Origin of the sequence: Rhodococcus sp. PD04, assembly GCF_035918275.1 — a bacterium.
GTDB lineage: Bacteria > Actinomycetota > Actinomycetes > Mycobacteriales > Mycobacteriaceae > Rhodococcus > Rhodococcus rhodochrous.
Genome location: NZ_CP142143.1, coordinates 594,457 through 616,476 on the forward strand (window position 1 = coordinate 594,457; position 22,020 = coordinate 616,476).

Genomic DNA, 22,020 nt, shown 5'->3' on the forward strand with positions numbered 1-22,020 from the left:
GCACCGCACAGAATGTGCGGTGCCGTTCCCGTGCGGGCTTCTTCAGCTCAACGCGTACTCGGCGAATCGCGCGACGGCGAGCAGCAGGTCGTCCGAGTGCCGCGGCCCGACGATCTGCAGACCCACGGGCAGACCCGCCGAGGTGGTGCCCACAGGGATGCTGATGGCCGGCTGCTGCGTGAGATTGAAGGGATAGGTGAACGGGGTCCACTGCGGCCACGAGGTGAGCGACGAACCCGGCGGCACGTCGTGGCCGGCCTCGAAGGCGGGGATCGGCATCGTCGGGGTGATCAGCACGTTGTACTTCTGGTGGAAGCTCCCCATCGTGATTCCGACCGCCGCCGCGACCGCGCGGGCCTCGAGATACTCGACGGCTCCGAGCCGGTCGCCGTGGGCCCACACGCGTCCGAGGCCGGGATCCACCTTGTCGCGCGTGCCCTCGGGGAAGGTCTTCAGCATCGTCGCTGCGCCTGCCGCCCAAAGGTTCTCGAAGGCCTCGAGCGGATCGGTGAAACCGGGATCGGCGGCGGTCACCCGTAGTCCGGCCTCGTCGAGGACACGGACCGCCCGGTCGACGATCTCACCGACCTCGGGGTCCACGTCCACGTAGCCGAGGGTCTTGGAGTAGGCGACATCCATTCCCACCACCTCGCGGTTGAGCCCGCCGCGGAAGGTCGTCAGCGGCGGCGCCAGTGCCGTGGGGTCCCGGGGGTCGGGCAGCGCGAGGATATCGGTGAGCAGCGCCGCGTCCTCGACCGTCCGGGTGATCGGCCCGGCGTGTGCGAGCGGCCCGAACGGGCTGGCGGGAAAGATCGGGATCCGGCCGTGGGTGGGCTTGAATCCGACGACGCCGCAGAACGATGCGGGGATGCGGATGCTGCCGCCACCGTCGGTGCCGACGGAACACGGACCGAAGCCGGCCGCGACCGCCGCCGCGCTGCCCCCGGACGAGCCACCGGCGGTCTTCGTGGTGTCGGCAGGATTCGTGGTCACCCCGTAGAGCGCCGAATCGGTCACCGCCTTCCACGCGATCTCCGGAGTGGTGGTCTTGCCCACCAGCACCATTCCGTCCTCGCGCAGCCGGGCCGCGACCGGGCTGTCGACGTTCCAGTCCTGGTTCTCGTCGATGGCCTGCGAGCCCCGCAGGGTCGGCCATCCGTCGGTGAGGAAGACGTCCTTGATCGAGATTGGGACCCCGTCGAGCAGACCCTTCGAATAGCCGGTCCGCCACCGCTCCTCGGAGCGGCGTGCCTGGTCGAGAGCCTTCTCCTCGTCGACGAGGCAGAACGAGTTGATCTCGCGATCGTGCGCCGCGATCCGATCGAGCACGGCTCGCGTCACCTCGACGGGAGACAGCTCGCCCGAGGAGAACGCCGACACGAGTTCGACGGCGGTCATGTCTGTGGGCTCCATCGTGCCTCCTTCTCGTCGGACGATGCCGACTCTCACGCGCCGGGCACGTAACCCAGCTTCTTGTCCACCACGTTCCGAAGAGGTTCGCCACTGCGGTGACGGTGGAAGTTGTCGATGAAGACGTCCACCAGCGCATCGCGCCAGCCGACGAAATCTCCCGAATTGTGCGGGGTGATCGAGACGTTCGGCATGTCCCAGAGCGGATGGTCCTCGGGGAGCGGCTCGACGTCGAGCACATCCAGTGCGGCACCGGCGATGGCGCCCGACCGCAGTGCCTCGACGAGGTCGTCGGTGCGCACGAGTTCGCCCCGCCCGACGTTGACGAAGCGGGCCTTCGACTTCATCGCGGCGAACATCCGGGCGTCGAACAGGTGCCGGGTCTGCTCGGTGAGAGGTGCGGCCACGACGACGAAATCGACGTCGGCCAGGGCGGCCGGAAGGTCGGCGGTCGCGGTGACGGTGCCGAAATCGGGGTCGTCGTCGCGAGGGCGCCGGCCCGAGCCTCGGACCGTCATCCCCACGGCGGAGAGCAGGCGTGCGATTGCGCGGCCGATCGGGCCGGTGCCGACGACGAGCACGGAGCGACCGGCGATGCGTTCGGACTCGCGGTGCTTCCAGATGTGCTCGTGCTGGAGCCGCAGGGATTCGGGGATGTCCTTGGCGAAGGAGAGTATCTGGGCGAGCACATATTCGGCGATCGCCCCGTCGAAGACTCCGCGGGAATTGGTGACGACCACGTCGCTGTCGCGCAGCTCGGGGAACATGAGGGCGTCGACCCCGGCCGCGGCGACATGGATCCACTTCAGGGAGGTCGCGGCGTGCCAGGCCGCGGGCAGGGCGTCGGTGAGGAAGTCGTACGCGAAGAGGATGTCGGCGCCGTCGAGTGCGTCGGCCAGACCGGCGGCGTCGGTGTAGCGCACCGTGGCGTGTTCGGCCACCGGGGCCATCCACGCACGATCCGGCACGGCTTCGGCATGAAGCACTGCAACGACCGGCTGGGCATCCACGTTGACACCGTATGAGCGCCTCGTATTATTGTCAACAATCCTCAAGGCTGAGGGAACTCTTGACGAAGCCGAGGGACCGTATGGAACTGAACATTCCCGAATTCGAAGGTCCTCTGGCTCAGCGGGGCATCGGTGTGATCGCACCCTTCGATCTCGCGCTGGAACGAGAACTGTGGCGATGGGCGCCGCTCGAGGTCAGTCTGCACCTCGCTCGAACCCCCTACGAGCCGGTGCCGGTCAGCCGTGCCATGGCCGAGCTGGTCTCCGACCGACGGCACCTGATGGTCGCGACCCGCGACGTGCTGTCGGTGGAACCGGAAGTCGTTGCCTATCTGTGTACCTCGGGCAGTTTCGTCAACGGGGTGGCCTACGAGAAGGCCCTGTGCGACGCGATCTGCGAGGCGGGCGCATCGTGCGCGGTCACGACCTCCGGAGCGCTGCTCGAAGCCCTCCGCAAACTCGACCTCACCCGCATCTCGGTGATCACCCCCTACGACCGGGAACTCACCGACCTGCTGCACGACTTCCTGAAGGAGGCCGGAACCGAGGTCGTCCGGTCGTCACATCTCGGGCTCGGCGGCGGCATCTGGAAGGTCAACTACCGCACCATCGCCGAGCACATCATCGCGGCCGACACCCCGGACGCACAGGCGATCTTCGTCAGTTGCACCAACCTGCCGACCTACGACCTGATCGCGCCGCTCGAACGGGAACTCGGCAAGCCGGTCCTTACGGCCAACCAGCTCACCATCTGGGCGTGCCTGGGACGGATGAAGTTGCCCATGACCGGGCCAGGGAAGTGGTTGAGAGGAGTGTTCTGAATGCATCGTGACCGCACGACCGTCGGGATCGTCTACCCGGATCATGCCGCCGAGGACGACTACCCGTTCGCCGCCGAACTCCTGGGGGTGAATCTGCCCGTGGCCCACATCTACGGAACCGATCTGCACGCCGTTCCCGAACTCCTCGACCTCGGGAGCCCGGCCAAGCTCGCCGGGGGAGCGGCGCAGTTCGCGGACGAGCCCCTCGACGCCCTCGTGTGGGCGTGCACGTCGGGCAGCTTCGTGTACGGACCCGAGGGGGCACGCACCCAGGTCGAGCAGCTCTCCCGGGACGCGGGAGGCGTGCCCACGACGAGCACGAGCATCGCGTTCGTCGCCGCGCTACGGGCGCTCGGAGTCGGCCGGGTGGCCGTGGCGGCGAGTTATCCGCGGGACGTCGCCGAACTGTTCGTCGCCTTCCTCGCGGACGCCGGTGTCGACGTCGTCTCGCTCGCCGACGCCGGCATCGACACCGCCGCCGAGGTCGGCACCCTGACCGACGAGGCCGTCCTCGAATTCGTGAGGACCAACGATCATCCCGACGCACAGGCGGTCCTCGTCCCCGACACCGCGATGCACACGCTGCGGATCATGCGGGAACTCGGGAAGGAGACCGGTAAGCCGGTCCTGACCGCCAACCAGGTCACCGTGTGGCACGGCCTGGAACTCGCCGGATATACAGTGGAATGCCCGGAGCTGGGCTCACTGTTCGAGGAGGATAGCGATCATGGTGCTCGGTGATCTGGAAGATCTACGTCCTGTCACCCGGCCGTCCACGGCCGAGCTCATCGCCGAACAGATCCGGTCGGCCATCGTCCGGGGTGCGCTCGGTCCCGGGGAACAGCTGGGGGAGGCCGAACTCGCGGCGCATTTCCAGGTCTCCCGGGGCCCGCTCCGAGAAGCCATGCAGCGGTTGCTGTCCGAAGGACTGCTCTACAGCATCCGCAACCGGGGCATCTTCGTCACCGAGCTCACCTTCGACGACGTCGTCGACATCTACCGCAGCCGCTGGGTCATCGAGGGTGGCGCCCTCGACCTGGTGCTGGACGGCCGTCGCGAACAGACGTGGAAGGCACTCGAGCCCGCGATCGAGGAGATGCGCACCGCCGCCGAGCGCGAGGACGCCACCGGCGTCTCGGACGGCGACCGGCGTTTCCACGAGATCCTCGTGGCCAGTGCCGAGAGTCCGCGGCTCGTGCGAGCGGCCCGCACACTGCTCGTCGAGACACGGATGTGCCTCGGCGCATTGCAGACCACCTATCCCGACCTGCACGTGCAGGTGGACGAGCACGTCGTGCTGCGAGAGGCGATCCGCACCGCCGACCGGGACGACGTGCGGCGCCTGCTCGACGAGCACCTGCACGACACGGTCACCCGGCTCCGCGAGCGTCAGAACGTCGACGGAGTGATCGCGTCCGGCTGATACCGCTCAGGCGGGCGGGGTGAACGACGACAGGGCCGTCGCGGCGATGTGATCGGCGGCGTCGTCCGCTGCCAATCTTCCTGCTGCGACTTCGGTTGCAGCGCAGTGGACCAGACTGTGCAGGACCGCCGCCAGCCAGGACGACGGCAGGTCGATGCGGAAGACTCCCTCGGCGCGACCTCGCTCGATCAGGGCGGTCGCGCGGGCGAGCAGGCCGTCGTGTGCGGCGCGGACGTCCTCTGCGGGAAGAGCTCGGTCGGCGGCGGCGAGCAGCGTCCCGGCGTCGGCGGTCAGCGACCACGACCCCGCGATCAGGCGGTGCAGGGCGTCGCGGGGGTCGCCCGCGAGGTCGATCCGATCCACGGCCTGTTCCGCCTCGGCGAGCGCGCGCTGCACCACCGCGGTGACGAGGTCTGCGCGCGTGGGGAAGTGGCCGTAGAGGGTGACACGCCCGACGCCGGCGGCCTTGGCGATCTCCCCGACGCCGGCGTCGGGATCACGGCTCAGCACGATGCGCGCGGCGTCGAGGATCGCTTCGATGTTCCGTTCGGCGTCCGCACGTTTCCTGGGGCGGAGTGATTCGGGTCGGGGGAATGCCTCGTGGGTGGTCACGGAACCTCCTCTTGTCGAACACTGGTGTTCAGGTTACGTCGACGGGCAACTCGAACATCACTGTTCAACTCAGGGCGGATCCTCATGACGAGCGCCGTCTCGGGCGCGCACTCTTGAGTCCGGGGAGCGTCAGACGACGGTCGCGTCGCCGAAGGTCATCTGCAGATCGGGGATCGACGACGAGGCCAGTGCGCGTCGCGGCAGACCGAGCGACCGCAGTTCGTCGGCGATCGGATGCGTCCCCAACCGGAGGGTCGCGCCGCCGAGCCGGGTGCGTACCCCGCTCGGATTCATCTCCCAGGTCGTGCACCGGGTGACGTCGTCGATGTGCGAGTAGGCAGCGAGCGAGGCGGCGAGACCCCTGCCCGGCACCGGGAGTCCGGGCGCCACGGTCAGTTCGGCGATCAGCGCTCCGTCGGCGGAGACCGAACCGCGCTTGGTGCTGCTGTCGTGGTCGGCGTCGAAGTCGGCGAGGGTCTTCGGGAAACCCCAGATGCCGCGCCCCGCCGCGAGAGTGAAGTCTCCGTCGACGGGCAGGTGGTGGATGAGTGCACCGGCCTGCCCGCCGACCAAACTCCGCCAGTCGCCGACGATGCCGTCGCCGCGGTTGTGATGGTTGCGGACGAGGAAGCACACCCCGAACTCGTTGTACGGGCCGAGGTCCCCGTCGACGTAGTCCACGAAGACGAGCGTGCAGATCCCGTGGCCCGGCCGGTACTGCAGGATCTCGAGCCCGGTGTGGGCGACGAGTTCCTGCGCGGGGCGCACGGGAACCGAGAACATCCCCATGAACGCCGTGGCCGTTCGGACCTGCACGGGCATCGTGACCGGCTTGCCCAACACCACATGCGTCGTCGTCTCGCTCATCGCTGCCTTCCGGAAGTCGGACGTGCGTACCCCGACAATGAGAACACGTTCCAGTTCCGGAGGGAAGAGACTAGGAAGGAGCGCCGATGTTCATCTCGTCGGGATGCGCGCCCACCCGCGTGCCGTCGTCGAGCGTGTCGAGTTCGCTGAGGTCGAGCTCGTCGAGTTCGAAGTCGAAGACGTCGATGTTCTGGGAGATGCGCTGCTCGTGCACCGACTTCGGGATGACGATCAGCCCGTTCTGCAGATGCCAGCGGATCAGCACCTGCGCGGCCGACTTGCTGTGACGATCGGCGATGCGGGTGACGATCGGGTCGACGAGCAGGGTGTTCGGCTTCGAGTTCGGACCCCACCCCGAGTTGCTCGTGCCACCGAGCGGGCTCCACGACTCCACGGCGATGCCGTGCTCGGACGCGAACCGGCGGATCTCCTGCTGCGGCAGGTGCGGATGCAACTCCACCTGGTCCACCGCAGGCAACAACCCGCCACGATCGACGAGCAACTGCAGGTGGTGCGGTTCGAAGTTGCACACCCCGACCGCCTTCGCGCGTCCGGACTCGGCGATCTTCTCGAGGGCGTCCCAGGTGCGCAGGATCCGTTCGCGGTCCTGCAGCGGCCAGTGGATCAGGTACAGGTCGACGTACTCGGTGCCCAGCTTCTTCAGGCTCGTGTCGAATGCCTTCAGTGCCGGCTCGTAACCCTGATCGGCGTTCCACAGCTTGGTGGTGACGAAGATGTCCTCGCGCGGCACCGACGACGCGGCGAGCGCGCGGCCGACGCCTTCCTCGTTGCCGTAGGCCGCGGCCGTGTCGATGTGCCGGTAACCGGCCTCGTCGATCGCGTATCGGACCGCGTGTTCGGTCTCGTCGTTGGTGGCCTGCCAGACTCCCAGGCCCAGCTGCGGGATCGTCGTTCCGGAATTCAGCGTGATCGTGGGAGGTGTCATCTCTCCGACGTTAGCGAGCCGCCGCGGCGGGCGCGAGTGATCCCGGGCGATCGGGTGTTCTCCGACCCGCGGGCCCCGAGGACGGGTGTCGAGTTCATCGGCCGGACGCCGGGGGACGGCAGGCGAGCAGCGCCGCCCACGCATCGACCTCCCGCCGGCCCGTCAGCCGCACGACCGGCAGATCGGGACGTTGTGCGAGCGCGGTGAGGACGCGGTCGCGGTACCCACCGTGGGTTCGCCACGCCCAGCGCACGATGTGGTCGCGATCGCGGAAGAAGGTGTGCAGGGGCGGTTCGATGTTGCCGTTCCACAGTTCTTCCCGGCGCACCCGGCGTCGCAGCGTCCGCCACACCACCTGTCGCATCACCGTGCTCCGCGGCAGGTCGAGCCACACCATCAGGTCGGCGCGCTCGACGAGCAGCGGCCGCACCGCGGTGTACTGCCACTCCGTCACCCAGCGCGGCTGCGCGGTGAACTCCTCGACGTCCTCGCGGAAGGACGGACGCCGCGTCCAGTTCGGACCGTGATGGAGGCCGTCGAGCTCGACGTGCGGAAGGTCGAGGATCTGCCCGGTCCTCGCGGCGAGGGTCGTCTTGCCGGAACCGGACGTCCCCGCCACGAGGACGCGGCGGGGACGCACGGGGAGTGGAACCGAGGAATCGAGGAGGCGCATCACCGATCTTTCGCAGGATCGCCGCCGACGATATTGCTCAGGCGGATATTGCGCTCAGGTATTCGCGCGGTTGCCCGAACAACTGGGCGCTGCCGTGTGCCCGCTTGAAGAACAACTGCGCGTCGTGCTCCCAGGTGATCGCGATCCCGCCGTGCAGCTGCACGGCCTCCGACGCGACCTGCTGGAAGGCCTCCGAACAGTAGATCTTCGCGGCGTACGCGTCCTGTAGATCCTGCGACAACGCAGCCGCATACGACATCGATCGCGCCGTCTCCACGAGCGCGTACATGTCGGCCATACGGTGCTTGAGCGCCTGGAACGATCCGATCACGCGACCGAACTGCTTGCGGTTCTTCGCGTAGTCGACGGTCAGATCGAGCACGGCCTGCGCGGCGCCCACCTGCTCGGCCGACAGGGCGATCGCCGCGGACGCCCGCAACCGCTCGACGAGATCGTCGGACGACGACAGGCGACGGCCGGTCACCGCCGAGAACGACACCTCGGCCATGGAACGCGTCGGATCCATCGTGGGCACGCGGCGCCGCGACACTCCGTCGGTGTCCGGATCGACCTCGAACAGGCCGACCGTGTCGCCGTCGGCAGCGAGCACCAGCAGAGTGGACGCGATATCGCCGCCGAGCACGTAGTGCGCGGTTCCGGTCAGCACGTCGCCCTCGACGCTCACGCCGGGACGCTGCCAGCCGGCGGCCGACGCCCAGCACACCGCGACGACTTCACCGGCCGCGATGCCGGGGAGCAGACGTGCCGCCGCGTCGGCATCACCGGACAGCAGCACGGTCTGCGCCGCGAGTACCGCCGACCCCAGGAACGGCGACGGCGTGAGCGTGCGGCCGAGTTCCTCGAGCACCACGTGGGTCTCGACCCACGAGGCGCCCACACCGTCGTACTCCTCCGGAACGGCGAGGGCCGCGACCCCGACCTGTTCGACGAGCATCGTCCACAGCTCGTCGTCGTACCCACTGTCGGTGGTGATCGCGCGCCGGACGGCAGCCGAATCGGAATGCTTGGCGAGCAGGGTGCGCACCGAGTCCCTCAGTGCGGCGCGCTCTTCCGTCTCGAACGTCACGACGCCTCGCTCTCGAGTGCCGCGACCACGCGGGCCCGGTGCTCGTCGGGGGTGCCCCACGCGGTGACGAGCGCACGGACCTTCGTGATCCACAGCGACAGATCGTATTCCTGGGTGTAGCCGATGGCGCCGTGCACCTGCAGGGCCGTGCGTGCGGCGAGGTAGGCGGCGTCGCCGCACGCGACCTTCGCGGCCGAGACGTCCCGGGACGCGGTGGGCAGTCCGTCGCGGACGGCGATGGCCGCGCCGTGCAGCAGCGGACGCGCCATCTCCAGCGCGACCGCCACCTCGGCCAGGTGGTGCTTGACGGCCTGGAAGGAGCCGATCGCGCGACCGAACTGCTTGCGCTGCTGCGCGTACTCGACGGTGGTGTCGAGCAGAGTCCGGCCCAGGCCCTGGAGCTGAGCGGCCGAAGCGAGGACACCGATGTCGAAAGCTGCAGCGGTATCGGCGGATCCGAGCGACTCACCCGGGGTGAGCGAGGCGAGCGTCCGCGAGCGGTCGACCGACTCACGCGTCTCACCTGCGGTGCCCACCGAGACGGTGCCGCCGGCGACGTGCAGTGCGAGGTCGGCGACGTGTGCGTCGACCGCGTACGGGGTGTGGGGGAGCATCGCGACGGTGGCGAGCGAGCCCGCGGCAAGAGGGCCGAGACGCTCGGGTGCCACGGCGGCGAGCAGAACCGGTGCCACCGCCACGGTTTCGACCACCGGTCCGGGCACGGCATGGCGGCCGAGCTGTTCGACGGCGACGACGAGGTCGACCGCGTCGGCCCCGAGGCCGTCGTGTTCCTCGGCGACGAGCAGACCGTTGACGCCGGTCTCGGCCAGTCGCTCCCACACCTGCAGACCCGGTGCCGTGTCGCCGCTGTTCCACGCACGGATCACCTGCGGCATGTCCGACTTGGTGAGCAGGGCGTCGATACTGGACGCGAAGTCCTCATGGGACTCGTCGAGTGCGAATCTCATCGATCACCCCTCGGAAGGCCGAGCAACCGCTCGGCGATGACGTTCTTCTGGATTTCGTTGGTACCGGCGTAGATCGGGCCCGACAGCGAGAACAGATAGCCGTCGGTCCAGCCGTCGACGAGCTCGGCTTCGGCGCCCTGCAGGTCGAGCGCCGTCTCGTGCGCGGCGATGTCCCACTCGGACCAGAACACCTTGTTGATCGACGATTCGGCGCCGAGTTGCCCACCGGCGGTCAGGCGCGTGACGGTCGCCCAGGTCGACAACTCGTACGCGCGGGCACCGATCCATGCGTCGGCGACGCGGTTGCGCAGCGCGGTGTCGCCGTGGAGGTCGGACCCGCGGTAGGCGCGCAGCAGCCGGTCGGTGGCTGCGAGGAACCGGCCCGGTGCGCGCAGCGAGAGACCGCGCTCGTTGGAGGCGGTGCTCATCGCGACCCGCCAGCCTTCGTTCACGGCACCGATCACGCCGGATTCTCCGGGGTTCGCGGGGTCGTCGGGAACGAAGACGTCCTCGAGGAAGATCTCGGCGAAGCCGGGCTCACCGTCGAGCTGCGGGATCGGACGCACGGTGACACCCTCGGCCCGCAGGTCGAACATGAAGTAGGTGATGCCCTTGTGCCGCTGGGCCTCCGGGTCGGAACGGAACAGACCGAAGCCCATGTCGGCGTATGACGCCCGCGAGCTCCACGTCTTCTGGCCGTTGAGCAGCCAACCACCGTCGACCTTCGTGGCCGTCGAGCGCAGCGACGCGAGGTCGGAGCCGGACTCGGGTTCCGACCAGGCCTGGGCCCAGATGTCGTCGGCCCGGGCCATGCGCGGCATGATGCGGGCGAGCTGCTCCGGGCGGGCATGTTCGAACAGGGTGGGGGCGAGCAGGAAGATGCCGTTCTGGCTCACCCGGCCGGGCGCGCCGGCGCGGTAGTACTCCTCCTCGAACACGACCCACTGCTCGAGGGTCGCGTCGCGGCCGCCGAGTTCCTCGGGCCAGGAGACGACCGACAGGCGTGCATCGGCGAGGGTGCGTTCCCACCGCCGGTGTTCTTCGAAGCCCTCGGCCGTGTCCATCGACTTCAGCGGCGTCTTCGGAACGTTCTCGGCGAGGAAGGCGCGCACCTCGTCGCGGAACGCGAGGGTGGTGTCGTCGAGCTGCAGATCCACTACTTCGCCCCTTCCACCGGACGGGCGCTCGCGGCCATCGACTTGGCGTTCATGCCGCCGAGCGAGTCGGCTCCGACCTCGGCGTTGTGCGCGTGTGCGAAGTGGTGCAGGCCGAAGACCGAGTCCATGCCGTTGCGCATGCCCATCTGGTCCTCGCACTGGTTGACGGCGCGCTTGGTGAGCGCGAGACCGAAGCGCGGCATCTCCGCGATGCGGGCGGCGAGGGCGAGGGTCTCGTTCTCGAGTTCCTCACGCGGCACGACGCGGCTGACCATGCCCACCTCGTAGGCGCGCTGGGCGCTGAAACGGTCACCGGTGTACAGGATCTCCTTCGCGAAGCGGGTTCCGAGGATCCACGGGTGCGCGAAGTACTCGACACCCGGGATGCCCATGCGCACCACGGGATCGGAGAAGAAGGCATCCTCGGACGCGACGATCAGGTCGCACACCCACGCAAGCATGAGGCCACCGGCGATGCAGGCGCCCTGCACCGAGGCGATGGTGGGCTTGGGGATCTCGCGCCAGCGGCGGCACATCCCCAGGTAGACCTCCATCTCCCGGGCGTAGCGCTGGTCGCCGCCGGGCTTGTCGACGTGGTCCCACCACATCACGGCCTTGTTGTCGTAGTGGACGTGGTGGTCGCGGCCCGGGGTACCCAGATCGTGGCCGGCGGAGAAGTGCTTGCCGTTGCCGGCCAGCACGATCACCTTGACCTCGTCGTCCTCGACGGCCTTCTCGAAGGCGGCGTCGAGCGCGTAGGTCATGACCGAGTTCTGGGCGTTGCGGTAATCGGGTCGGTTGAGAGTGACGATCGCGACGCCGTCGCGCACCTCGTAGGTGACGACATCGGGCTCGAACGGGACGGTCATGACTTCTCCTCACGCAGAACGTTCTTCAGTACCTTGCCGGACGGGTTTCGGGGCAGCGCATCGACGAACCGAACCGATCGCGGCGCTTTGAAGTTGGCGAGTTTCTCTCGGGCATACGCGATCACGTCGTCCTCGGTGAGCGGATGTCCGTCCAGCGGGACCACGAACGCCCGGCCGACCTCACCCATACGCTCGTCGGGGACACCGATCACCGCGACCTCGTGGACTCCCGGCAGGCGCAGCAGTGCCGCTTCGACCTCCGCCGGATATACGTTGAATCCGCCGCTGATGTACATGTCCTTGAGACGATCGGTGATGTCGAGATAGCCGCGCTCGTCGAGGGTTCCGACATCGCCGGTGTGCAGCCACCCTTCTTCGTCGATGGTCTTGGCCGTGGCCTCGGGGTCGTCGAGATAGCCGAGCATGACGTTCGGGCCGCGCAGCAGGATCTCGCCCTTGTCGCCGATGCGCACCTCGAACTCGGCGGTGGCGCGTCCGGACGAGGTGGAGACGGTGACGGGATCGTCGTCGGTGCGGCACATCGTCGCGACGACCGCCTCGGTCTGCCCGTAGGCGGTGAGCACCGCGTCGAAGCTCAGTTCGTTCTGCATGCGCTCGACGAGGGAGACCGGGACGGGCGCGGCGCCGGTGACGGCGATGCGCAGGTTGCTCAGGTCGTATTCGCTGCGACGCGGGTGGTCGAGGATGGACTGGTAGATCGTCGGGGCGCCGGGGAGCACGCTGATGCGCTCGGCCGCGACCATCGCCATGACCTTCTCCACGTCGAAGGTCGCGAGGGGGATGACGGTGGAGCCGTGGAGCAGTGCGGCGACGAAACCGGCCTTGTATCCGAAGCTGTGGAAGAACGGGTTGATAACCAGGTAGTTGTCGTCGGTCGTCAGTTCGGCGCACTCACCCCACGCCTGTGCGACGCCGATGCACTGGCGGTGCGCGCTGAGCACGCCCTTGCTGCGGCCGGTCGTGCCCGAGGTGAACAGGACGTCGGAGACGTCGTCGGGGGCCACGGCCGCGGCGCGCGCGTCGGCCTCGGTGCGGGCGGCTTCGGTGGCGGAGGACAGGAAGTCCCCCCACTCGACGATCCCGTCGATCGGCGCGTCGTTCCCGCCCAGCGGGACCCGCACGGTCGTCGGGATCGGCAGTTCGGGCGCGGCCTTGCGCAGTTCGGTGTATCGGTCGGTGCCGAGGAACTCGCCGACCACGACGAGGGCTTCGGGGCGGACGCGCTCGACGACGTCGGCGGCCTCGCTTCCGGTGTAGCGGGTGTTGAGGGGTACGACGACACCGCCGGCCCAGTGCGTGCCCAGGGCGGCGATCACCCAGTGGAACGTGTTGGGCGACCAGATGACGACGCGCGCACCGCGTTCGACGCCGCGGGAGACGAGCGCCGCGGCGAAATCGCGGACGTGGTCGCGCAGTTGGGCGAAGGTCAGCCGGGTGTCGCCGTCGGCGATCGCGAGCAGGTCCGGCCAGGTGCCGGCGGCACGTACGAGTGCGGCCGGAGTGGTTCTCGGTCGTGTGTTCACAGAGCTCCCTACCTAGCAATTGCTTGGTAGGTTATCGTACGGATGTGCACGAGAGCGAGAGCCAGGAAAATGCGGAGTTCGCAGCCACCGTTCGGCAGTGGCTCGAAGACAACCTGACCGGCGAATTCGCCGAGCTCAGGGGCAAGGGCGGACCCGGAAGCGAACACGAGTTCTTCGAACAACGACTCGCGTGGGACCGGCATCTGGCCGCAGCCGGATGGACCTGCATCGGCTGGCCCACCGAGTACGGCGGTCGCGGTGCCAGCATGGATCAGCGGGTGATCTTCCACGAGGAGTACGCGAAGGCGAACGCGCCCGCACGCGTCAACCACCTCGGTGAAGAACTGCTCGGGCCCACCCTCATCGCCTTCGGAACCGAGGAGCAGAAGCAGCGCTTCCTTCCCGGGATCCGCAACGTCACCGAACTGTGGGCGCAGGGCTACTCGGAACCCGGAGCCGGCTCCGACCTCGCCAACGTCTCCACCACCGCCCGCCTCGAGGGCGACAAGTGGGTGATCAACGGCCAGAAGGTCTGGACGTCGCTCGCACACGTCGCGCAGTGGGCCTTCGTCGTCGCACGGACCGAACCCGGTTCGTCCCGTCATCACGGCCTGAGCTTCCTGCTCGTGCCCCTCGACCAGCCCGGCGTCACGGTGCGGCCCATCCAGCAGCTCACCGGCACCTCCGAGTTCAACGAGGTCTTCTTCGACGACGCCGTCACCGACGCCGACCTCGTCGTCGGTGCCCCCGGCGACGGATGGAAGGTCGCGATGGGTCTGCTGACCTTCGAACGCGGCGTCTCCACCCTCGGGCAGCAGATCGGTTTCGCCCGCGAACTCGACGACATCGTCTCCGTCGCCGAGAACAACGGTGCGATCGACGATCCGCACATCCGTGAACGCATCGCCCGCGCCCGAATCGGACTGCGGATCATGCGTGCCCACGCCCTGCGCACCCTCGGCGACGCCGACCCGGGTCAGGCCTCGGTCGCGAAGCTGCTGTGGGCCAACTGGCATCGCGATCTCGGGCAGCTCGCCATGGACGTGGAGGGTGCGTCGTCGCTTGTCGGCCCCGATCACGACCATGCCGGAAAGCCCTCCGAGATCACCGATCCCGAACATCTCGAGCTCGCGGAACGGCAGCGACTGTTCCTGTTCACCCGCGCCGACACCATCTACGGCGGATCCAACGAGATCCAACGCAACATCATCGCCGAGCGCGTGCTCGGCCTTCCCCGGGAGGCACGTCCGTGACCGCAACACCCCGCCCCGTATCCCCGCTCGCGACCCCGCCGGTCGAGACCCCCGGCCACGGCCTCCTCCGCGACAAGAAGGTCGTGGTCACAGCTGCCGCCGGCACCGGTATCGGATTCGCCACCGCGCGTCGCGCACTGCTCGAGGGCGCCGACGTGCTCGTCTCCGACTTCCACGAGCGCCGGCTCGGTGAGTCCGCCGAGAAACTCGCCGCCGAGTTCCCCGAACAGCAGGTCGCGACGATCGTGTGCGACGTGTCGTCCACCGAACAGGTCGACGCCCTCATCACCGGCGCTGCCGACCGGCTCGGACGCATCGACGTGCTCGTCAACAATGCCGGACTCGGTGGGGAGACGCCCGTCGTCGAGATGACCGACGAGGAATGGGATCGCGTCCTCGACATCACCCTCACCAGCACCTTCCGCGCGACCCGCGCGGCACTGCGCTACTTCCGTTCGGTCGACCACAACGGCGTGCTCGTCAACAACGCGTCGGTGCTCGGCTGGCGCGCGCAGCACTCGCAGGCGCACTACGCGGCGGCGAAGGCCGGTGTCATGGCGCTGACCCGCTGCTCCGCGATCGAGGCCGCCGAATACGGCGTGCGCATCAACGCAGTCGCCCCGTCCATCGCCCGCCACCCCTTCCTCGCGAAGGTCACCAGCGAGGAACTGCTCGACAACCTCGCCGCCGGTGAGGCCTACGGCCGCGCCGCCGAGGTCTGGGAGGTCGCGGCCACCATCGCGATGCTCGCCAGCGACTACACGACCTATCTGACCGGCGAGGTCGTGTCGGTCTCCTCCCAGCGCGCATGAACCCGCCCTCGGTCGGCTTGAAAGGATGTCCGTCATGACTCCCTCACGCGACGACACCTCCAGCAAGTCCGGACGCCGCGCGGAACTGCTCGACATCGCAGCCGACCTGTTCGCGTCGCGCGGTGTGCGGGCCACGACCGTGCGCGACATCGCCGACGCGGCGGGGATCCTCTCCGGCAGCCTCTACCACCACTTCGATTCCAAGGAATCGATGGTGGACGAGATCCTGCGCGCCTTCCTCGACGACCTGTTCGACCGGTACCGCAAGATCGTCGCGTCGGGTCTGCCGTCCCGCGAGACCCTCGCGGCGCTCGTCACCACCTCCTACGAGGCGATCGACCGGTCGCACGCCGCGGTGGCGATCTACCAGGGTGAGGCCAAGCATCTCGAGGGCGACCGCTTCGCCTACATCGGCGAACTCAACACCGAGTTCCGCGACCTGTGGGTGGGCGTGATCGAACGCGGTGTCGCCGACGGTTCGTTCCGACCCGACGTCGACGTCGAACTCGTCTTCCGGTTCCTGCGCGACACCGTGTGGGTGGCCGTGCGCTGGTACCGGCCCGGAGGCTCCCTCAGCATCGATCAGGTTGCCCAGCAATACCTTTCCATCGTTCTCGACGGACTATCGAACCAGAATTCTTCCTAAGGAGACATCATGACCGAGGCCTACATCGTCGACGCGGTGCGTACCCCCATCGGCAAGAAGAAGGGTGGGCTCGCGGACGTGCACCCGGCCGACCTGGGCGCGCATGTGATCAAGGCGCTCGTCGACCGCACGGGCATCGATCCCGCCGACGTCGACGACGTGGTGTTCGGTTGCGTCGACGCCATCGGTGGCCAGGCCGGCAACATCGCCCGCACCGCGTGGCTCGCCGCCGGTTACCCGCAGCACGTGCCCGGCGTGACCGTCGACCGTCAGTGCGGGTCGAGCCAGCAGGCCCTGCACTTCGGCGCCCAGGCGATCCTCAGCAACACCGCCGACCTCATCGTCGCCGGTGGCGTGCAGAACATGACGCAGATCCCGATCTCCGCGGCCATGATCGTCGGACAGCAGTACGGCTTCGACACCCCCTTCGGCGGGTCGAAGGGCTGGACCGAGCGTTACGGCGACGAAGAGGTCTCGCAGTTCAAGGGCGCCGAGATGATCGCCGAGAAGTGGGACATCAGCCGCGAGGAACTCGAGAAGTGGGCGTTGCAGAGTCACGAGCGCGCCAAGGCCGCGATCGCCGAGGGCCGCTTCGACAACGAGATCGTCCCGCTCGGTGACGCCACCGTCGACGAGGGCCCGCGCGAGACCAGCCTCGAGAAGATGGCGTCGCTGCAGCCGCTCGTCGAGGGCGGTCGTCTCACCGCTGCCGTCGCCAGCCAGATCTCCGACGGCGCGTCCGCGGTGTTGCTCGCCTCCGACGAGGCCGTGAAGAAGTACGGCCTGAAGCCCCGCGCGCGCATCCACCACCTCAGCGCCCGCGGCGACGACCCGATCTTCATGCTCACCGCCCCGATCCCCGCCACCCAGTACGCCCTCGAGAAGGCCGGCCTGACGATCGACGACATCGACCTCATCGAGATCAACGAGGCCTTCGCTCCCGTCGTCCTGGCGTGGATCAAGGAGATCGGTGCCGACCCGTCGAAGGTCAACGTCAACGGCGGCGCGATCGCCCTCGGCCACCCGCTCGGCGCGACCGGCACCAAGCTCATGTCGACGCTGCTCAACGAGCTCGAGCGCACCGGTGGCCGCTACGGTCTGCTCACCATCTGCGAGGGTGGCGGCACGGCCAACGTGACCATCATCGAACGCGTCTGATCTGTTCGTCCGTATCCGCGCGCCCGTTCGTCATCCGCTGCAGCAATTGCTGTAGCGGATGGACAGCGGGCGCGCGGATGTTCGGTTCGGCACTGTATGGTTCGGCACCCGAGCGGCGTCTACCCTCGAAGCATGTGCCGGAACATCACGGAGCTGCGCGGGCTCGAGCCGGCCGCGACCGCCGAGGAGATCGAAGCGGCCGCGCGGCAGTACGTCCGTAAGGTCAGCGGGATCCACAAACTCTCCGACGCCACCCGGGAACCGTTCGAGCAGGCCGTCGCCGAGGTCACTGCGACGACCACGAGATTGCTCGCGTCCCTTCCCGAGCGGCGGCAACCACCGCCGACGGTCCCACCGCTGCGTCGGCCCGAGGTGCAGGCGCGGATCGCCGCACGCGGCTGATCGATTCCGGTTCCTTCGTCGACGCGCGCGAGTAGCGTGACGCTGGTCGAGAATCGAGCACGTTCGAGGCCCGTCGCGACTTCCGCGGACCCGCGGCGAGCCCGGTGAGGAGCCGATATGGCCGTGGACCCGGCGCCACAGAACAGCGAGGTCGAATACCTCCGGACCGATCCCGATCTTCCTCCTGTCGGTGTCGTCGACCGGACACCGATCTCACCGACCGCACGGATCGTCTTCCTCGTACTCGCGATCCTGGGCGCCGTCGCCTGGTCGATCATCGCGCTGGTCCGCGGTGAAGAGATCAACGCGGTCTGGTTCGTCATCGCCGCCGTCTGCACCTATCTCGTCGCGTATCGCTTCTACGCGAAGTTCATCGAACGCAGGATCGTCCAGCCACGCGACGACCGTGCGACCCCCGCCGAGGAACTGGAGAACGGCAAGGACTACATGCCGACCGACCGTCGGGTGTTGTTCGGCCATCACTTCGCGGCGATCGCCGGGGCCGGCCCACTCGTCGGCCCGGTGCTCGCCGCTCAGATGGGTTATCTGCCCGGCACGATCTGGATCATCGTCGGCGTCGTCTTCGCCGGTGCCGTCCAGGACTTCCTCGTCCTGTGGATCTCGTCGCGCCGACGCGGGCGCAGCCTCGGTCAGATGGCCCGGGAGGAACTCGGGCCCATCGGCGGTGTCGCCGCGATCATCGCGGTCCTCGTCATCATGATCATCCTCATCGCGGTACTGGCGCTGGTGGTCGTCAACGCCCTCGCCGAGAGCCCCTGGGGTCTGTTCTCCATCGCGATGACGATCCCCATCGCCCTGTTCATGGGCGTCTACCTCCGGTACCTGCGTCCCGGCAAGGTCGCGGAGGTCTCGCTCATCGGTGTGGTCCTGCTGGTCACCGCGATCATTGCGGGCGGATGGGTAGCCGAGACCGACTGGGGCACCGACTGGTTCACCCTGTCGCCGGTGGCGATCTCCTGGCTGATGATCGCCTACGGTTTCGCCGCGTCGGTGCTGCCCGTGTGGCTGCTGCTCGCCCCGCGCGACTATCTGTCGACCTTCATGAAGGTCGGCACCATCGTGCTGCTGGCCATCGGCATCCTCGTCGCGCGTCCCGTCCTGGAGATGCCCGACGTCACCTCCTTCGCGATCGAGGGCAACGGCCCGGCCTTCGCCGGATCGTTGTTCCCGTTCCTGTTCATCACCATCGCGTGCGGCGCACTGTCGGGATTCCACGCGCTGATCTCCTCGGGCACCACCCCGAAGCTGATCGAGAAGGAGAAGCAGATCCGGCTCATCGGCTACGGGGGCATGCTCACCGAGTCGTTCGTCGCGATCATGGCGCTGGTCACCGCATGCATCATCGACCAGCACCTGTACTTCACGCTCAACGCACCGGCCGCCCTCACCGGCGGCACCCCCGAGACCGCCGCCGCCTACGTCAACGGACTCGGTCTCGGCTCACCGGACATCACCCCGGAACAGATCGCCGCCGCCGCGGAAGGCGTGGGGGAGGAATCGATCATCTCCCGCACCGGTGGTGCCCCGACCCTCGCGTTCGGTATGTCTCAGGTGCTCAGCGACCTGTTCGGCGGCGACAGCCTCAAGTCGTTCTGGTACCACTTCGCGATCATGTTCGAGGCGCTGTTCATCCTCACCACCGTCGACGCCGGCACGCGCGTCGCCCGGTTCATGCTCTCGGATTCGCTCGGCAACCTCGGCGGACCCGCACAGCGGTTCAAGGATCCGTCCTGGCGTCCGGGTGCCTGGTTCTGCTCGTTCGTGGTGGTCGCCGCGTGGGGCGGGATCCTGCTGATGGGCGTGACCGACCCGCTGGGCGGCATCAACACCCTCTTCCCGTTGTTCGGCATCGCCAACCAGCTGCTCGCGGCGATCGCCCTGACGGTGGTGCTCGCCATCGTCGTGAAGAAGGGCCTGGTGAAGTGGGCCTGGATCCCCGGTGTGCCGTTGGTGTGGGATCTGATCGTGACCATGACGGCGTCGTGGCAGAAGATCTTCTCCGGCGACCGTGCGGTCGGTTACTGGGCGCAGCACCGCGCCTTCGTCGACGCGAAGAACTCCGGCGCGACCACCTTCGGGTCGGCGAAGACGGCGGACGAGATAGACGCCGTCATCCGCAACACCTTCATCCAGGGCACACTGTCGATCGTGTTCGCCGTTCTGGTGTTGATCGTCTTCGTGGCCGGGGTGGTGGTGTGCATCAGATCGATCCGTGCCGGAGGCATGCCCACCACCGAGACCCCGGCGGTGCCGTCGAAGATCTTCGCCCCGGCCGGTTTCGTGCCGACCCCGGTGGAACGGGAACTGCAGAAGGAGTGGGACGAACTCATCGCGTCGGGCAAGGTCCGTGCACCGGGCGCCGCGCACGCGTTCGTCGAACATCGGGACCAGGATCTGTCGTGATCACCGCACTGCGACGTGCGTGGTGGTGGATCGGTGCCGTCATGGGCGACCATGACTACGCGCGGTACGTCGAAGTACACCGCCGGAAGCATCCCGATCGACCGCCGTTGAGCGAACGCGACTACTGGCGGGAACGGCACGCCGCGGCCGACGCGAACCCTGGAAGCCGATGCTGCTGAACAGGGGAGGACGGGCATGACGCAGTACGAATCGATCCGCGTCGAGACACGCGATCGGGTGACGACGGTGATCATGACCCGTCCCGAGCGCCGGAACGCCGTCGACGGTCCGATGGCCGCCGAACTCGCCGACGCGTTCCGGGCCTTCGACACCGACCCCGACGCCGACGTCGCCGTCCTCTACGGCGACGGTGGGAACTTCTGTGCGGGAGCGAACCTCAAGGCCATCGGGACCGAGGAACAGAACGTCCTCGGTGAGAACGGCGACGGACCGATGGGGCCGACACGCATGTCGCTGTCGAAGCCGGTGATCGCGGCGGTGGAGGGTTACGCGGTGGCCGGCGGACTCGAACTGGCGATCTGGTGCGATCTGCGGGTGGTGTCCGCCGATGCGGTGTTCGGTGTCTTCTGCCGCAGGTGGGGTGTGCCACTGATCGACGGCGGGACCGTTCGGCTGCCCCGCCTCATCGGCGCGAGCCGGGCCATGGACATGATCCTGACCGGCCGTCCGGTCGATGCCGCGGAAGCGCTCGACTTCGGTCTGGCCAACCGCGTGGTCGAACCGGGAACAACACGCGAGGTCGCCGAGGACATGGCGCGGGAGATCGCCGGCTTCCCACAGACGTGCATGCGCAACGACCGGTGGTCGGTCCACGCGCAGTTCGGCCGTTCCGAATCCGACGCGCTCGCATTCGAGTTCACGGTCGGCATGCAGTCCCTAGAGAGCGATGCGGCCGGCGGGGCCGCCCGCTTCGCGTCCGGGGAGGGGCGGCACGGATCGTTCTCCTGATCCCGATCCCTCGACAAGGGAGGCGTTGTGAACGAATCGGAACCGGTCTCCGGTGATGCGTGGCCGAGGCTGCGCACGGCGGAATGGACCGCGACCCGCGACACCCTCCACATGTGGCTGCAGATCGTCGGCAAGATCCGGATGGCTCACGCGCCGATGGTCAACCACTGGTGGCAGACGACGCTGTACGTCACGCCGCGAGGGCTGAGCACCTCGTCGATCCCGTACCGGAACTCCGTCTTCGACATCGAATTCGACTTCTTCGAGCACCGGCTGCACATCCGCGCGAGCGACGGTCGCAGTCGTTCGGTGCCTCTCGTCGCACAGCCCGTAGCCGAGTTCTACACCCGCACCCTCGGAGCGCTGGACGAGCTGGGTATCGCGACTCGCATCCACGGCACACCCAACGAGGTGGATCCGGCGATCCCGTTCGCTCAGGACCGTGAGCACGACAGTTACGACGCCGAGGCCGCCCACCTCTTCTGGCGGCAGCTCGTGCAGGCCCAGCGTGTCCTGCAGGTGTTCCGGGCGGATTTCCTCGGCAAGGTCGGTCCGGTGCACTTCTTCTGGGGCGCGATGGACCTCGCGTGCACCCGGTTCTCCGGACGCACCGCCCCGCCGCACCCCGGCGGGATCCCGAACTGCCCCGACCGGGTGATGACGGAGGCCTACTCGCACGAGCTCAGCAGCTGTGGCTTCTGGCCGGGTGGTGGGGACGAAGGAGCCTTCTATTCCTACGTCTACCCCGGCCTCGACGGATTCGGCGAAGCCCCGGTGCGACCGGATGCCGCTCACTATTCGGCGGAACTGGGGGAGTTCGTGCTGCCCTACGAGGCGGTGCGGACCGCGGCCGATCCCGACACCGAACTGCTGCAGTTTCTGCACAGCACCTACGAGGCCGCCGCCCGGCTCGGTGCGTGGGATCGGGACACGCTCGAGCGTCGACCCGACGCCCGGTGACGCGACCCT

23 protein-coding genes are annotated in these 22,020 nt (G+C 68.2%); 12 read left to right on the forward strand and 11 right to left on the reverse strand.

What is annotated here, in order from left to right:
• Positions 1-42: 42 nt before the first annotated feature.
• A complete protein-coding gene (locus U9J23_RS02745) occupies positions 43-1,413 on the reverse strand; it encodes an amidase (RefSeq protein ID WP_179161795.1) in 1,371 nt (456 codons plus the stop codon).
• Between the two features lie 32 nt (positions 1,414-1,445).
• Positions 1,446-2,360, reverse strand: a complete 915-nt coding sequence (locus U9J23_RS02750) for a D-2-hydroxyacid dehydrogenase (RefSeq protein WP_442802285.1) — start codon at positions 2,358-2,360, stop codon at positions 1,446-1,448.
• A gap of 140 nt (positions 2,361-2,500) precedes the next feature.
• On the opposite strand from U9J23_RS02750, the gene U9J23_RS02755 reads away from it, so the two are divergent.
• Genes U9J23_RS02755 through U9J23_RS02765 form a run of 3 tightly spaced genes read left to right on the forward strand, consistent with a single transcriptional unit; the run spans position 2,501 to position 4,664 of the window.
• Positions 2,501-3,241 (forward strand): maleate cis-trans isomerase family protein, encoded by a 741-nt coding sequence (locus tag U9J23_RS02755; RefSeq protein WP_272267041.1) that lies wholly within the window; start codon positions 2,501-2,503, stop codon positions 3,239-3,241.
• Positions 3,242-3,982, forward strand: coding sequence for a maleate cis-trans isomerase family protein (locus U9J23_RS02760; protein ID WP_059382549.1), 741 nt, complete (start codon positions 3,242-3,244; stop codon positions 3,980-3,982).
• Positions 3,969-4,664, forward strand: coding sequence for a GntR family transcriptional regulator (locus tag U9J23_RS02765; RefSeq protein ID WP_016694730.1), 696 nt, complete (start codon positions 3,969-3,971; stop codon positions 4,662-4,664). The genes U9J23_RS02760 and U9J23_RS02765 overlap by 14 nt, the downstream gene beginning before the upstream one ends.
• Positions 4,665-4,670: 6 nt before the next feature.
• Here U9J23_RS02765 and U9J23_RS02770 read toward each other — a convergent pair whose 3' ends face one another.
• The 9 genes from U9J23_RS02770 to U9J23_RS02810 form a co-directional block, all read right to left on the reverse strand.
• Entirely contained in the window at positions 4,671-5,276 is a 606-nt protein-coding gene (locus tag U9J23_RS02770; RefSeq protein WP_085469444.1) for a TetR/AcrR family transcriptional regulator, read from the reverse strand.
• A gap of 129 nt (positions 5,277-5,405) precedes the next feature.
• Positions 5,406-6,143, reverse strand: a complete 738-nt coding sequence (locus tag U9J23_RS02775) for an acetoacetate decarboxylase family protein (protein WP_326601271.1) — start codon at positions 6,141-6,143, stop codon at positions 5,406-5,408.
• 70 nt (positions 6,144-6,213) lie between these two features.
• Complete coding sequence (locus tag U9J23_RS02780) at positions 6,214-7,089, reverse strand: aldo/keto reductase (protein WP_019290148.1); 876 nt, start codon at positions 7,087-7,089, stop codon at positions 6,214-6,216.
• A 94-nt stretch (positions 7,090-7,183) separates the two neighbouring features.
• Positions 7,184-7,762 (reverse strand): AAA family ATPase, encoded by a 579-nt coding sequence (locus U9J23_RS02785; protein WP_059382545.1) that lies wholly within the window; start codon positions 7,760-7,762, stop codon positions 7,184-7,186.
• Positions 7,763-7,799: 37 nt separating this feature from the next.
• Positions 7,800-8,849 carry an acyl-CoA dehydrogenase family protein gene (locus U9J23_RS02790; protein ID WP_085469442.1) on the reverse strand — a complete coding sequence of 350 codons (1,050 nt, stop codon included), beginning with the start codon at positions 8,847-8,849 and terminating at the stop codon, positions 7,800-7,802.
• Positions 8,846-9,817, reverse strand: coding sequence for an acyl-CoA dehydrogenase family protein (locus U9J23_RS02795; RefSeq protein ID WP_059382543.1), 972 nt, complete (start codon positions 9,815-9,817; stop codon positions 8,846-8,848). The genes U9J23_RS02790 and U9J23_RS02795 overlap by 4 nt, the downstream gene beginning before the upstream one ends.
• Positions 9,814-10,974, reverse strand: a complete 1,161-nt coding sequence (locus U9J23_RS02800; RefSeq protein WP_145709461.1) for an acyl-CoA dehydrogenase family protein — start codon at positions 10,972-10,974, stop codon at positions 9,814-9,816. The genes U9J23_RS02795 and U9J23_RS02800 overlap by 4 nt, the downstream gene beginning before the upstream one ends.
• Positions 10,974-11,843 carry an enoyl-CoA hydratase gene (locus U9J23_RS02805; RefSeq protein WP_059382541.1) on the reverse strand — a complete coding sequence of 290 codons (870 nt, stop codon included), beginning with the start codon at positions 11,841-11,843 and terminating at the stop codon, positions 10,974-10,976. The genes U9J23_RS02800 and U9J23_RS02805 overlap by 1 nt, the downstream gene beginning before the upstream one ends.
• Complete coding sequence (locus U9J23_RS02810) at positions 11,840-13,387, reverse strand: FadD3 family acyl-CoA ligase (RefSeq protein WP_326601278.1); 1,548 nt, start codon at positions 13,385-13,387, stop codon at positions 11,840-11,842. The genes U9J23_RS02805 and U9J23_RS02810 overlap by 4 nt, the downstream gene beginning before the upstream one ends.
• Positions 13,388-13,431: 44 nt before the next feature.
• On the opposite strand from U9J23_RS02810, the gene U9J23_RS02815 reads away from it, so the two are divergent.
• The 9 genes from U9J23_RS02815 (at position 13,432) to U9J23_RS02855 (ending at position 22,011) form a co-directional block, all read left to right on the forward strand.
• Positions 13,432-14,640 carry an acyl-CoA dehydrogenase family protein gene (locus U9J23_RS02815; RefSeq protein WP_326601280.1) on the forward strand — a complete coding sequence of 403 codons (1,209 nt, stop codon included), beginning with the start codon at positions 13,432-13,434 and terminating at the stop codon, positions 14,638-14,640.
• Positions 14,637-15,452, forward strand: a complete 816-nt coding sequence (locus U9J23_RS02820; protein ID WP_326601282.1) for an SDR family oxidoreductase — start codon at positions 14,637-14,639, stop codon at positions 15,450-15,452. The genes U9J23_RS02815 and U9J23_RS02820 overlap by 4 nt, the downstream gene beginning before the upstream one ends.
• Before the next feature lie 34 nt (positions 15,453-15,486).
• On the forward strand, positions 15,487-16,098 hold the full coding sequence (locus tag U9J23_RS02825) for a TetR/AcrR family transcriptional regulator (RefSeq protein WP_060653788.1): 612 nt from the start codon (positions 15,487-15,489) through the stop codon (positions 16,096-16,098).
• A gap of 9 nt (positions 16,099-16,107) precedes the next feature.
• Positions 16,108-17,256, forward strand: coding sequence for an acetyl-CoA C-acetyltransferase (locus U9J23_RS02830; RefSeq protein ID WP_059382538.1), 1,149 nt, complete (start codon positions 16,108-16,110; stop codon positions 17,254-17,256).
• A gap of 132 nt (positions 17,257-17,388) precedes the next feature.
• Positions 17,389-17,658 (forward strand): DUF2277 domain-containing protein, encoded by a 270-nt coding sequence (locus U9J23_RS02835; RefSeq protein ID WP_059382537.1) that lies wholly within the window; start codon positions 17,389-17,391, stop codon positions 17,656-17,658.
• 117 nt (positions 17,659-17,775) lie between these two features.
• Positions 17,776-20,082: a carbon starvation CstA family protein gene (locus U9J23_RS02840; RefSeq protein ID WP_059382536.1), complete on the forward strand. Its 2,307-nt coding sequence runs from the start codon at positions 17,776-17,778 to the stop codon at positions 20,080-20,082.
• Positions 20,079-20,261, forward strand: coding sequence for a YbdD/YjiX family protein (locus U9J23_RS02845; RefSeq protein ID WP_174479623.1), 183 nt, complete (start codon positions 20,079-20,081; stop codon positions 20,259-20,261). The genes U9J23_RS02840 and U9J23_RS02845 overlap by 4 nt, the downstream gene beginning before the upstream one ends.
• A gap of 16 nt (positions 20,262-20,277) precedes the next feature.
• Complete coding sequence (locus U9J23_RS02850) at positions 20,278-21,051, forward strand: crotonase/enoyl-CoA hydratase family protein (protein ID WP_059382535.1); 774 nt, start codon at positions 20,278-20,280, stop codon at positions 21,049-21,051.
• 27 nt (positions 21,052-21,078) lie between these two features.
• Entirely contained in the window at positions 21,079-22,011 is a 933-nt protein-coding gene (locus U9J23_RS02855; RefSeq protein WP_085469436.1) for a DUF5996 family protein, read from the forward strand.
• The last annotated feature ends 9 nt before the right edge of the window (positions 22,012-22,020 follow it).